This window comes from Streptomyces sp. SAI-170 (assembly GCF_049739565.1).
Taxonomy (GTDB): domain Bacteria; phylum Actinomycetota; class Actinomycetes; order Streptomycetales; family Streptomycetaceae; genus Streptomyces.
Genome location: NZ_JBMGQD010000001.1, coordinates 2,294,633 through 2,307,690, shown reverse-complemented (window position 1 = coordinate 2,307,690; position 13,058 = coordinate 2,294,633). Strand labels below are relative to the sequence as shown.

The window sequence follows — 13,058 nt, the reverse complement described above, 5'->3', positions numbered from 1 at the left end:
CCGGCAGGAGCACGTTCAGCGATGAAGGCGAGTTGACAGCCGGCAGGGGCGCGTTCAGTCGGCCGGCGGGTGCCCCACGACCCACCACTCGTCCGTGTCGGCGTCGTCCAGTTCCTGCACCAGGCCGTCGACCATGCGTCCGATCCTGGCCTCGTCGGACGACCGCTTCAGCGTCGCGCGCTGGGCCTTCGACGCCTCCCAGTACTCCCGGAACAGCGGACTCTGGAAGAACTCGCGCAACACCGTGTACAGCTCGTGCTGGTCCAGGACCTCGGCGCGGTACTGATGGAAGAGATAGGCGTACCAGGCGTTGGCGTAGAAGAACTGGCGGCGCTTCTCCGCCGGGATGTTCTTGTCGTAGGTGTCGATCACCGCCGCCAGCGAGGGGTCGTCGATCGCCCTGGCCAGCAGCTCCCAGTGCATGCGCTGCTGATGGGCGAACGCCCTGCGCCGGACGGCCAGTTCTTCGAGTTCCAGCCGTCGTTGCTCCAGCCGCGCCTCGTCGAGGCGGCGCCTGCGGGCGACCAGCGTCAGGGTGGTGGCGGAGATCAGAAGGGCAGTTGCGGCGGAGTTCAGCCTCCCCGTGAGGTGCTTCCGTGTGGCCATGTCAACCCCCGAATCAGGCACCGTCCGCCGGTCGTCGGGATGCGGGTCGACTGATGGGAACCGGCGAGCGATGGGCGGCGCGTGCCACCTCCAGGGTGCCGAGCGGCTCTGATCGGCGGGGAGGCGGAGGAAGGAGGCGCACGGAGGGAAACGAGGGTCGCACGCCCGCCGCACGCCCCGGCACCTTGCCAGACGTCTGCCCCGCAAATGCTGCTAACAATCGTTCACTTCGCGGTGATTCCTGTGGCTCGTATCCTGGGGCGGCATTCAATCCTCGACGGCGTGCACGGTCGCGATCCGGTGCGCGCCCGGGCGTGAGAGAGGTCGCACATTGGGTCACCGTCCGCGGCAGATCCCCGTCGTCGTGCTTGCCGGATTCCTGGGTTCCGGCAAGACCACGCTGCTCAACCACCTGCTGCACCACAGCGGAGGCAGCCGTATCGGCGCGATCGTCAACGACTTCGGCGCCATCGAGATCGACGCCATGGCCGTCGCGGGCGCGCTCGGCGACTCGACCGTCTCCCTCGGCAACGGCTGCCTGTGCTGCGCGGTGGACGCGAGCGAACTCGACGTCTATCTGGAGCGGCTCGCCCACCCCACGGCCGGCATCGACGTCATCGCCATCGAGGCCAGCGGACTCGCCGAACCTCAGGAACTCGTGCGCATGCTGCTCGCCAGCGAGCTGCCGGGGATCGTCTACGGCGGGCTGGTCGAGGTCGTCGACGCCGCCGAGTTCGACGCCACGCGCGCGCGGCACCCCGAGATCGACCGGCATCTCGCCCTCGCCGACCTCGTCGTCGTCAACAAGACCGACCGGGCCGCCGACGGCGAACGGGTCCTCGCGCTCGTGCGCTCCCTCGCCGACAAGGCGGCCGTCGTCCCGGCCTCGTACGGCCGTCTCGACCCCGAGTTCCTCTTCGACTGCCGGCCCGGCGAGGAACGCATCGGGCAGCTGTCCTTCGACGACCTCCACGAGCACGACGCGGGCGAGGACCACGCAGGTCATCTCCACTCGGCCTACGACACCCTGTCGTTCACCTCCGGGACCCCGATGGACCCGCGCCGGCTGATGGCGTTCCTCGACAGCCGTCCCGAGGGGCTGTACCGGATCAAGGGGTACGTCGACTTCGGGCCGTACGACACAGGGAACCGCTACGGCGTCCATGCCGTGGGCAGGTTCCTTCGGTTCTCCCCGGAGCCGTGGGCGGCCGGCGAGGACCGTCTCACCCAGCTCGTCCTCATCGGCGCCGGGATCGACGCGCCCGCCCTCGCCAAGGAACTCGAGGCCTGCGCGAGCGACACCCCACACGCCGACGAGCACGGCATGTGGGGCGTTCTGCGCTACGTACGCGGCGCGGACGACCAGGAGGCCGAACCCGGTCTCTAGACCGGCCCGGCCACCGCGGCCACCGTCTTCGCCAGGGACACGCCCGAGCCGTCCCGGCGCGGGTCCATCTCCGGCAGCTCGGCCGGGGTGCCGTTCTTCTGCGCGGCACGGGCCGGCGCGGCGCCCGCCCAGGCCAGGGACAGACAGTCCTCGCCCTTGAGGAACCGCTGGCAGCGCACACCGCCGGTGGCCCGGCCCTTGCGCGGGTACTGGTCGAACGGCGTCACCTTGGCCGTCGTCTGCACCGAGTCGTCCAGGGTGCCGCGCGAGCCCGCGACCGTGAACACCACCGCGTCCACCGCCGGGTCGACGGCCGTGAAGGAGATGACCTTGGCGCCGTCGGTGAGCTTGATGCCCGCCATACCGCCCGCCGGCCGGCCCTGCGGGCGGACCTGCGAGGCCTGGTAGCGCAGCAGTTGGGCGTCGTCCGTGATGAAGACGAGGTCCTCCTCGCCGGTGCGCAGCTCGACCGCGCCGACGATCCGGTCGCCCTCCTTGAGGGTGATGACCTCCAGCTCGTCCTTGTTCGCCGGGTAGTCCGGGACCACGCGCTTGACCACACCCTGCTCGGTGCCGATCGCCAGGCCCGGGGAGGACTCGTCGAGCGTGCTCAGGCAGATCACCGTCTCGCCGTCCTCCAGCGAGACGAACTCCGCGAGCGGCGCTCCGCCCGAGAGGTTCGGCGCGGCCGCGGTGTCCGGCAGCTGGGGCAGGTCCACCACGTTGATCCGCAGCAGCCGGCCCGCCGAGGTCACCACACCCACCTCGCCGCGCGCGGTGGAGGGCACCGCCGAGACGATCACGTCGTGCTTGGTGCGCCGCCCGTCGGCGTCCTCCGCGAACGGCTCGGCGTTCGCCGTGCGGGCCAGCAGCCCCGTCGACGACAGCAGCACCCGGCACGGGTCGTCCGCGACCTGGAGGGACACGGTCGGCGCCGGGGAGCCCGCGGACTCCAGCAGGACCGTACGGCGGTCCGTGCCGAACTTCTTGGCGACCGAGGCCAGCTCGGCCGAGACCAGCTTGCGCAGCTCGGTGTCCGACTCCAGGATCCGGGTCAGCTCCTCGATCTCGGTGTTCAGCCGCTCCTTCTCCGCCTCCAGCTCGATGCGGTCGTACTTGGTCAGGCGGCGCAGCGGAGTGTCGAGGATGTACTGCGTCTGGATCTCGCTCAGCGAGAAGTGCTCCATCAGGCGCTGCTTGGCCTGCGCGGAGTTCTCGCTGGAGCGGATCAGGCGGATCACCTCGTCGATGTCCACCAGCGCGGTGAGCAGGCCCTCGACCAGGTGCAGCCGGTCGCGGCGCTTGGTGCGGCGGTACTCGCTGCGCCGGCGCACGACCTCGAAGCGGTGGTCGAGGTAGACCTCCAGCAGCTCCTTCAGGCCCAGCGTGAGGGGCTGGCCGTCGACGAGCGCGACGTTGTTGATGCCGAAGGACTCCTCCATCGGCGTCAGCTTGTACAGCTGCTCCAGGATCGCCTCCGGCACGAAGCCGTTCTTGACCTCGATGACCAGACGCAGGCCGTGCTCGCGGTCGGTGAGGTCCTTGACGTCGGCGATGCCCTGGAGCTTCTTCGAGCCCACCAGGTCCTTGATCTTCGCGATGACCTTCTCCGGGCCGACCGTGAACGGCAGCTCGGTGACGATCAGACCCTTGCGGCGCGCGGTGACCGAGTCCACGGAGACGGTGGCGCGCATCTTGAAGGTGCCGCGGCCGGTCTCGTAGGCGTCGCGGATGCCGGACAGGCCGACGATCCGGCCGCCGGTGGGCAGGTCCGGGCCCGGCACATGGCGCATGAGGGCGTCGAGGTCGGCGTTCGGGTACTTGATCAGGTGGCGGGCGGCCGCGATGACCTCGCGCAGGTTGTGCGGCGGCATGTTGGTGGCCATGCCGACCGCGATGCCCGAGGAGCCGTTGACCAGGAGGTTCGGGAAGGCGGCGGGCAGGGCGACCGGCTCCCGCTCCTGGCCGTCGTAGTTGGGGACGAAGTCGACCGTGTCCTCGTCGATCGACTCGGTCATCAGGCTCGTCGCCTCGGCCTGCCGGCACTCGGTGTACCGCATGGCGGCCGGCGGGTCGTCGTTGCCCAGCGAGCCGAAGTTGCCGTGGCCGTCGACCAGGGGCACGCGCATCGAGAAGGGCTGGGCCATGCGCACCAGGGCGTCGTAGATCGACGAGTCGCCGTGCGGGTGCAATTTACCCATGACCTCGCCCACCACGCGGGCGCACTTCACATAGCCGCGCTCGGGGCGCAGCCCCATTTCGTTCATCTGGTAGACGATGCGGCGGTGGACCGGCTTGAGGCCGTCACGCGCGTCGGGCAGGGCTCGGGAGTAGATGACCGAGTACGCGTACTCGAGGAAGGAGCCCTGCATCTCGTCGACGACGTCGATGTCGAGGATGCGCTCCTCGAACGAGTCGTCGGGCGGCGGGGTCTTCGTGCTGCGGCGGGCCATCGCTGCCTGGCTCCTTTTGCTCTGGTCGTTCGCCTACGGGACGCGTCCCCTCGGCTCGCTCCGGCGGAAGCGTGAACGAATTCTGACGCGGACCATTGTGGACCTAGGCACTGACAACGACGGACCGGACCCCGCGTCGCCAGTGGCGGCGTGTGTCCGCAGGCTACGGGATCTCGCTCTGGGCGTACGGCGGCCGGGAACTCCACCGGCGGTCCGCACGCTTGCATACAGTGGCAGGACCGGCAGGAGAACAGCGGTTTTCAGCAACCGCATCCGCGATCGAAGGGACGTACATGCCCATGGGTCACACGGCCACAGACCAGGCAGGCTCCGGCGGCCTGACAGCGACCGAGCACCGCCTGGCCAACGGCCTGCGCGTGGTGCTCTCCGAGGACCATCTGACCCCGGTCGCGGCGGTGTGCCTCTGGTACGACGTCGGCTCCCGTCACGAGGTCAAGGGACGCACCGGCCTGGCTCACCTCTTCGAGCACCTGATGTTCCAGGGCTCGGGCCAGGTCAAGGGCAACGGTCACTTCGAGCTGGTGCAGGGGGCGGGCGGCTCCCTCAACGGCACCACCAGCTTCGAGCGCACCAACTACTTCGAGACCATGCCCGCCCACCAGCTGGAGCTCGCGCTCTGGCTGGAGGCCGACCGCATGGGCTCCCTGCTCGCCGCACTCGACGACGAGTCCATGGAGAACCAGCGCGACGTCGTCAAGAACGAGCGCCGTCAGCGCTACGACAACGTGCCCTACGGCACCGCGTTCGAGAAGCTGACCGCCCTCGTCTACCCGGAGGGCCACCCCTACCACCACACGCCGATCGGCTCGATGGCCGACCTGGACGCGGCGACCCTGGAGGACGCGCGCGCGTTCTTCCGCACCTACTACGCGCCCAACAACGCGGTGCTGTCCGTGGTCGGCGACATCGACCCCGAGCAGACGCTCGCCTGGGTCGAGAAGTACTTCGGCTCCATCCCGGGCCACGACGGCAAGCCCGCCCCGCGTGACGGCACGCTGCCCGACGTCATCGGCGATCAGCTGCGCCAGGTCGTCGAGGAGGAGGTGCCCGCGCGGGCGCTGATGGCCGCCTACCGGCTGCCGCAGGACGGCACACGCGCGTGCGACGCCGCCGACCTGGCGCTGACCGTCCTCGGCGGCGGCGAGTCCTCCCGCCTCTACAACCGGCTCGTACGACGTGACCGTACGGCCGTGGCGGCCGGCTTCGGCCTGCTGCGGCTGGCCGGGGCGCCCTCGCTGGGCTGGCTGGACGTGAAGACCTCCGGAGATGTCGAGGTGCCCGTCATCGAGGCGGCCATCGACGAGGAGCTCGCCCGGTTCGCCGAGGAGGGCCCCACCGCCGAGGAGATGGAGCGCGCCCAGGCGCAGTTGGAGCGCGAATGGCTGGACCGGCTCGGCACGGTCGCCGGCCGCGCCGACGAACTGTGCCGCTTCGCCGTCCTGTTCGGCGACCCGCAGCTCGCCCTGACCGCCGTACAGCGCGTCCTGGAGGTGACCGCCGACGAGGTCCGCGAGGTCGCCGCGGCGCGGCTGCGGCCCGACAACCGCGCGGTGCTCGTCTACGAGCCGCTGTCGCCCGAGTCCGCGGAGCACACCGAGGACGAGGACTTCCCCGAGGACCCGGAGGCCGAAGCCACGGTGGAGGCCGCCCACGACAACGACGAGGAGGCGGCCAAGTGACCGAGCTCGCCGCGATGGACTTCCACCCGCAGCCCAAGCCGGGCGAGGCCAGGCCGTGGGCGTTCCCGGCGCCCACGCGCGGGACGCTCGACAACGGCCTGACGGTGCTGCGCTGCCACCGCCCCGGCCAGCAGGTCGTCGCCGTCGAGGTGCTGCTGGACGCGCCGCTCGACGCCGAGCCGGCCGCCCAGGAGGGCGTGGCCACGATCATGGCCCGCGCTCTCTCCGAGGGCACCGACAAGCACTCCGCCGAGGAGTTCGCCGCCGAGCTGGAGCGCTGCGGCGCCACCCTCGACATGCACGCCGACCACCCCGGCGTCCGCCTCAGCCTGGAGGTCCCCGCCTCCCGCCTCACCAAGGCCCTCGGCCTGGTGGCCGACGCCCTCAGGGCGCCCGCCTTCGCCGACGGCGAGGTCGAGCGGCTGGTGCGCAACCGCCTCGACGAGATCCCGCACGAGCTGGCCAACCCGGCCCGCCGCGCGGCCAAGGAGCTCTCCCGGCAACTGTTCCCGCAGGCGTCGCGCATGTCCCGGCCGCGCCAGGGCACCGAGGAGACGGTCGCCGCGATCGACTCCGCGGCCGTGCGCGCCTTCTACGAGCGGCATGTGCGCCCCGCGACCGCCACCGCCGTGGTCGTCGGCGACCTGACGGGCCTGGACCTGGACGCCCTGCTCGGCGAGACCCTCGGCGCCTGGACGGGCTCCAAGGCCGCGCCGCGGCCCGTACCGGCGGTGACCGCCGACGACACCGGCCGGGTCGTCGTCGTGGACCGCCCCGGTGCCGTCCAGACGCAGCTGCTCATCGGCCGCGTCGGCCCCGACCGCCACGACCGTGTGTGGCCCGCCCAGGTGCTCGGCACGTACTGCCTCGGCGGCACCCTCACCTCCCGCCTGGACCGCGTCCTGCGCGAGGAGAAGGGCTACACCTACGGCGTGCGGTCCTTCGGCCAGGTGCTGCGCTCCGCGCCCGACGGCACGGGCGTGTCGATGCTCGCCATCAGCGGGTCCGTCGACACCCCGAACACCGGCCCGGCGCTGGCGGACCTGTGGACGGTGCTGCGCACCCTCGCCGCGGACGGGCTGACCGACGCCGAGCGCGATGTGGCCGTGCAGAACCTCGTCGGGGTGGCGCCGCTGAAGTACGAGACGGCCGCCGCCGTCGCGAGCACGCTGGCCGACCAGGTCGAGCAGCATCTGCCCGACGACTTCCAGGCGACGCTGTATCAACAGCTCGCCGCCACCGGCACGGTGGAGGCCACCGCGGCCGTCGTGAACGCCTTCCCGGTGGACCGGCTGGTGACGGTCCTGGTCGGCGACGCGGCGCAGATCAAGGAGCCCGTGGAGGCCCTCGGCATCGGTGAAGTCACCGTGGTGAGCGCCGAGTAGGGACGGCGAATTCGCGCCACACGCGCGTGGGCCCTGGTGACCGGAGCGTCATCAGGGCCCTCGTTTGTCCGAGTTGGCTGTGAATTGCAGGAGATGCTGCCCGTCTGCCCTGTGGCGTGCGCTACAAAAGCGCTGATCCATTAGAGGATCGAAAGATGATCCCCTTAGTGTCGTCCGGGCTGTTCGTCACGCAGTGCGCCGCATCCGCGGCACCGGACAGTCATCGCCGAGTCCCCCTACGGCGCGAGCCAGGGGAGCCGGGGACCCATCGCAGTCCCTGGGGTGAATCGGACGCCCGCGCGTGAAGCGAGGGGGTCCGTAGGAGACCTTCCTGCTCCGAACCCGTCAGCTAACCCGGTAGGCGAGAGGGAAGGAAAGGACCAGCCACTTCATGGCGTTCACGCGCGCCACCGGGAAGCATCGTCGTCCCAGCCGGATGCAGCGCAGCACCGCCCGTGCGGCGGGCGTCGCGGCGCTCACCACCACCGGCGTCATCGGCACCCTCGCGGGGCCGGCCCTCGCCGCCGAGCCCGAGGCCGAGCAGACCGGCCTGCTGCCGGTCGTCACCATCGGCGACTCCGTCGCCGAGCAGATCGACGCCCAGGCCGCCGCGCAGAAGCAGGCCGCCGAGGAGGCGCTCGCGGAGCAGCGGGCCGAGGAGGCCGCCGTCAAGCGCGCCGAGGCGCGGGCCGAGGCCGCCCGCGAGGCCAGGGAGCGCGCCGCCCGTGAGGCCGAGCGCAAGCGCCTGAACACCTTCGTGGCCCCGATCGCCGGCTCGTACGTCTCCACCGCCTACCAGGCCAGCAGCGCGTTGTGGTCCTCCGGCAGCCACACCGGCGTCGACTTCCACGCCGCCAGCGGCACCCTCGTCCAGGCCGTCGGCATGGGCACGGTCGTCGAGGCCGGCTGGGGCGGCGCGTACGGCAACCAGGTCGTCATCCGGATGCACGACGGCACGTACACCCAGTACGGCCACCTGTCCTCCATCGCCGTCGCGGTGGGCCAGTCGGTCGTCCCCGGCCAGCAGATCGGCCTGTCCGGCGCCACCGGCAACGTCACCGGCCCGCACCTGCACTTCGAGGCCCGGACGAGCCCCGAGTACGGCTCCGACATCGACCCGGTCGCCTACCTCCGCTCGCACGGCGTGAACATCTGACCGACAGGTCTTCCCCGAAAGCCTCGACAGCCCAGAAAGCCCCGGCTCCCGCAGCCGGGGCTTTCGGCGTTCCGGTCGCCGCCCGGCGGCCGATTGTCCAAAAAATATCCATGGATTCCGGCCCGCCGTCGGAAATGCGGCCGCATTGCAATAGAGTCGCTGAACACACGTCAATCGTCGACGTTTCACGGGGATTAAAGGCGGAGGTCGGTCATGCGTGTTCCGGCGCACTCGGTATGCACGGCGATCCGGGACGACATCGTCGCGGGGGTCCACGAACGCGGCAGCCGGCTCACCGAGGAACTGCTCGCGCGCCGCTACGGCGTCTCGCGCGTCCCCGTCCGCGAGGCGCTGCGCACGCTGGAGGCGGAGGGCTTCGTCGTCACCCGGCGGCACGCGGGCGCGTGTGTCGCCGAGCCCACCGAGCAGGAGGCCGCCGACCTGCTGGAGATGCGCGTGCTGCTGGAGCCCCTGGGTGCCGCACGGGCCGCCCAGCGCCGCACCGAGGCCCATCTGAAGGTGCTGCGCGGCCTCGTCCGGCTGGGCCAGGAGCGGGCCAGGCGGGGCAACAGCGAGGATCTGCGCTCCCTGGGCGGCTGGTTCCACGAGACGCTGGCCCAGGCGTCCGGCAGCCCCGCTCTGGTGTCGGTGCTGACCCAGCTGCGGCACAAGATCGCCTGGATGTACACCGTGGAGGCGCCGTCCGGCCCCGTGGACTCCTGGGCCGAGCACGGCGCGATCGTGGACGCCGTCGCGCGCGGGGACGGCGAACGCGCGCGGGCGATCACCGCGCTGCACACCGAGCGGGCGATCGCCGCGCACCGGCTGCGCTTTTCCGGCGGCGCCGATCGCGCGGAGCGTGTGAGGACTTCGCAACATCCCGTAAACATGTCGGGCGTGCGGCATTAACACGGGCACCGTATACAAAGAGGGAGTAATTCCCCGGGGTTTATTTCTGCTGCCCGGAAACCGCGCTCGAGCGGGATATGCGAAAGGCTCGCCCGATAATTCGGACGAGCCTTTCGCTCAATGTCCTCAGACGGTCTCGGGAAGCTCCTCGAGACCCTCGGCGACCAGCTTGGCCAGGCGGTCGAGGGCGGCGTCCGCACCCTCGGCGTCGGAGGCGAGGACGATCTCCTCGCCGCCCTGGGCGCCCAGGCCGAGGACGGCCAGCATGGAGGCCGCGTTGACGGGGTTGCCGTCGGCCTTGGCGATCGTCACCGGGACGCCTGCGGCCGTGGCGGCTCGGACGAAGATGGAAGCGGGGCGGGCGTGGAGGCCCTCGGCCCAGCCGACGTTGACGCGGCGCTCAGCCATGTGTTGCTGCCCTTCAGTGCTCAGGGTTGTCTAGACCAGTGTTCCACACGTGAAGCGTCTCCGGGACAGACGTATGGCCCGTCCCGGGGTGGCAGCCGGACCGCGGCCTCGGTCCGACCCCACGTCCTCACAGACTGCCCCGCGCCGTTGTCGTACGCGAGCCGTACTCTGGGCCCCATGCAGAGCGCGCCGGACCGGCAGGAGTACCCCGCCCACTGGGAAGCCGACGTGGTGCTGCGCGACGGCGGCACCGCACGCATCCGCCCCATCACCGTCGATGACGCCGAGCGTCTGGTCAGCTTCTACGAGCAGGTCTCGGACGAGTCGAAGTACTACCGCTTCTTCGCGCCCTACCCGCGCCTGTCCGCCAAGGACGTCCACCGCTTCACGCACCACGACTTTGTGGACCGGGTGGGTCTCGCGGCCACGATCGGCGGCGAGTTCATCGCCACCGTACGCTACGACCGCATCGGCACCAACGGCCTGCCGGCGTCCGCGCCCGCCGACGAGGCCGAGGTCGCCTTCCTGGTCCAGGACGCCCACCAGGGACGCGGCGTCGCCTCCGCCCTGCTGGAGCACATCGCGGCGGTCGCCCGTGAGCGCGACATCCGCCGCTTCGCCGCCGAGGTGCTGCCCGCCAACACCAAGATGATCAAGGTGTTCACGGACGCCGGGTACACCCAGAAGCGCAGCTTCGAGGACGGCGTCGTCCGCCTGGAGTTCGACCTGGAGCCCACCGACCGCTCCGTCGCGGTGCAGCACGCGCGCGAGCAGCGCGCCGAGGCCCGGTCCGTACGGCGGCTGCTCGCGCCCGGCTCCGTCGCCGTCGTCGGTGTCGGACGCACCCCCGGCGCCGTCGGCCGCAGCGTCCTCGACAACATCCGCGAGGCGGGCTTCACCGGACAGCTGTACGCCGTCAACCGGGCCTTCCCCGAGGAGCTGAAGGAACTCGACGGGGTCCCGGCCCATCGGTCCGTGCGGGACATCCCCGGGCCGGTCGACCTCGCCGTCGTCGCCGTGCCCGCCGAGCGGGTGCCCGAGGTCGTCACCGAGTGCGGCGAACACGGCGTACAGGGACTCGTCGTGATCTCCGCCGGATACGCCGAGAGCGGGCCCGACGGGCGCGAGCGCCAGCGCGAACTGGTCCGCCACGCGCGCGCGTACGGCATGCGGATCATCGGGCCCAACGCCTTCGGGATCATCAACACCTCACCCGAGGTGAGCCTCAACGCCTCCCTCGCCCCCGAGACGCCCCGCCCCGGCCGCATCGGACTGTTCACCCAGTCCGGCGCCATCGGCGTCGCCCTGCTGTCCCGGCTGCACCGGCGCGGCGGCGGCGTCACCGGTGTCACCGGCGTGTCCACGTTCGTCTCCGCCGGCAACCGCGCCGACGTCTCCGGCAACGACGTCGTGCAGTACTGGTACGACGACCCGGACACCGACGTCGCCCTGATGTACCTGGAGTCCATCGGCAACCCGCGCAAGTTCACCCGCCTCGCCCGGCGTACGGCGGCCATGAAGCCGCTGGTCGTCGTCCAGGGCGCCCGGCACGGCGGAGCCGCCCCCCAGGGTCACGCCGTACGGGCGACCCGGCTGCCCCACGACACGGTGTCGGCCCTGCTGCGGCAGGCCGGGGTGATCCGCGTCGACACCATCACCGAGCTGGTGGACGCGGGACTGCTGCTCGCACGCCAGCCGCTGCCGGGCGGGCCGCGCGTGGCGATCCTCGGCAACTCCGAGTCGCTGGGGCTGCTGACGTACGACGCGTGTCTGTCCCAGGGGCTGCAGCCGTTGCCGCCGCTGGATCTGACGACCGGGGCGGCCGCGGAGGACTTCCGGCGGGCGCTGTCGAGGGCGCTGGCCGACGACTCGTGTGACGCGGTGGTCGTCACCGCCATCCCGGCGATCGGGGAGGGGACCCCGGACGACGCCGAGCTGGCGGCGGCCCTGCGGTCCGCGGCGGAGGAGGTGCCCGGGAAGCCGGTGCTGGTCGTGCATGTGGAGCTCGGAGGGCTCGCCGCGGCGCTGTCCGCGGCCGCGAGCACCGCACCCCGGGCCGGTTCGCGAGCCCAGGGCGTCGCCGGCGGTGCCCAGCGCCCCGCGGAACGCGCACCCGCCGCGGAACAGCCGCCCGCCCCCGCCGCACCCGCCGAAACCGCCCCGCGTCTCATCCCCTCCTACCCCGCCGCCGAACGGGCTGTCCGCGCGCTCGCCGAAGCCGTGAAGTACGCGCAGTGGCGGCGGGACGCGGCGCAGCCCGGGAAGGTGCCGGAGTTCGAGGAGGTCGACGAGAAGGCGGCCGCGCGGCTGATCGACGGGCTGCTCGCGCGCGGGCAGGGGCTCACCCTCGGCACGGACGAGACGTGCGACCTGCTCGGCATGTACGGCATCAGGGTGCTGCGCGCGCTGCCCGCGCCCACACCCGAGGCCGCCGTGGAGGCCGCGCGGGCCCTCGGCTACCCCGTCGCCCTCAAGGCCACCGCCCCGCATCTGCGGCACCGCGCCGACCTGGGCGGGGTCCGGCTCGACCTCGCCGACGAGGAGCAACTGCGGCGGGCGTACACGGAGTTGACCGAACTGTTCGGCAGGCCCGAGGAGCTGCGGCCGGTCGTCCAGCGCATGGCGCCGCGCGGCGTCGACACCGTCGTACGGGCGGTCATCGACCCGGCGGCCGGAGCCGTGCTGTCGTTCGGGCTGGCCGGGGCCGCCTCCCAGCTGCTCGGCGACACCGCGCACCGGCTGATCCCGGTCACCGACCGGGAGGCGGCCTCGCTCGTGCGGTCGATCAGGACGGCTCCGCTGCTGTTCGGCTGGCGCGGCTCGACGCCCGTGGACACCCCGGCCCTGGAGGAGCTGCTGCTGCGGGTGTCCCGGCTGGTCGACGACCATCCCGAAGTGGTGGCGGTCACGCTGGAGCCGGTCGTCGTCGCCCCGCAGGGCCTGAGCGTGCTCGGCGCCTCCGTGCGCCTGGCCCCGCCCCCGGCCCGCGACGACCTCGGCCCCCGCACGCTCCCCGCCTACTGATCCTGCGGAGGCGAGAAGCGCCGAGGACCT

General features: G+C 71.8%; 9 protein-coding genes and 1 riboswitch. Of the genes, 6 read left to right on the top strand and 3 right to left on the bottom strand.

All coding sequences use genetic code 11. The features are described 5' to 3' along the window. Window positions 1-54: 54 nt before the first annotated feature. Window positions 55-606 (bottom strand): DUF6082 family protein, encoded by a 552-nt coding sequence (locus RKD23_RS10175; protein ID WP_424853397.1) that lies wholly within the window; start codon window positions 604-606, stop codon window positions 55-57. A 331-nt stretch (window positions 607-937) separates the two neighbouring features. Between RKD23_RS10175 and RKD23_RS10170 the strand changes: the two genes are divergently transcribed. Beyond that, the gene (locus RKD23_RS10170) at window positions 938-1,993 is read left to right on the top strand and encodes a CobW family GTP-binding protein (RefSeq protein WP_424853396.1); all 1,056 of its coding nucleotides are present in this window, start codon (window positions 938-940) and stop codon (window positions 1,991-1,993) included. On the opposite strand, the gene RKD23_RS10165 is transcribed toward RKD23_RS10170, so the two are convergent. After that, window positions 1,990-4,446: a DNA gyrase/topoisomerase IV subunit A gene (locus RKD23_RS10165; RefSeq protein ID WP_424853395.1), complete on the bottom strand. Its 2,457-nt coding sequence runs from the start codon at window positions 4,444-4,446 to the stop codon at window positions 1,990-1,992. The two genes, RKD23_RS10170 and RKD23_RS10165, sit on opposite strands and share 4 nt — an antisense overlap. Window positions 4,447-4,739: 293 nt before the next feature. Between RKD23_RS10165 and RKD23_RS10160 the strand changes: the two genes are divergently transcribed. The 4 genes from RKD23_RS10160 to RKD23_RS10145 all read left to right on the top strand — a co-directional run bounded on the left by RKD23_RS10160 (window position 4,740) and on the right by RKD23_RS10145 (window position 9,596). After that, window positions 4,740-6,146 (top strand): M16 family metallopeptidase, encoded by a 1,407-nt coding sequence (locus RKD23_RS10160; protein WP_424853394.1) that lies wholly within the window; start codon window positions 4,740-4,742, stop codon window positions 6,144-6,146. After that, window positions 6,143-7,531, top strand: coding sequence for a M16 family metallopeptidase (locus RKD23_RS10155; protein WP_424853393.1), 1,389 nt, complete (start codon window positions 6,143-6,145; stop codon window positions 7,529-7,531). Before RKD23_RS10160 ends, RKD23_RS10155 begins: the two co-directional genes overlap by 4 nt. Before the next feature lie 214 nt (window positions 7,532-7,745). Next, window positions 7,746-7,910: riboswitch (cyclic di-AMP (ydaO/yuaA leader) on the top strand. Window positions 7,911-7,922: 12 nt separating this feature from the next. Then, window positions 7,923-8,687: a M23 family metallopeptidase gene (locus RKD23_RS10150; protein ID WP_424853392.1), complete on the top strand. Its 765-nt coding sequence runs from the start codon at window positions 7,923-7,925 to the stop codon at window positions 8,685-8,687. A gap of 213 nt (window positions 8,688-8,900) precedes the next feature. Next, a complete protein-coding gene (locus RKD23_RS10145; protein WP_424853391.1) occupies window positions 8,901-9,596 on the top strand; it encodes a GntR family transcriptional regulator in 696 nt (231 codons plus the stop codon). A gap of 126 nt (window positions 9,597-9,722) precedes the next feature. Here RKD23_RS10145 and RKD23_RS10140 read toward each other — a convergent pair whose 3' ends face one another. Next, the gene (locus RKD23_RS10140) at window positions 9,723-10,004 is read right to left on the bottom strand and encodes an HPr family phosphocarrier protein (RefSeq protein ID WP_030021209.1); all 282 of its coding nucleotides are present in this window, start codon (window positions 10,002-10,004) and stop codon (window positions 9,723-9,725) included. A 177-nt stretch (window positions 10,005-10,181) separates the two neighbouring features. Between RKD23_RS10140 and RKD23_RS10135 the strand changes: the two genes are divergently transcribed. Then, entirely contained in the window at window positions 10,182-13,028 is a 2,847-nt protein-coding gene (locus RKD23_RS10135) for a GNAT family N-acetyltransferase (RefSeq protein WP_424853390.1), read from the top strand. The last annotated feature ends 30 nt before the right edge of the window (window positions 13,029-13,058 follow it).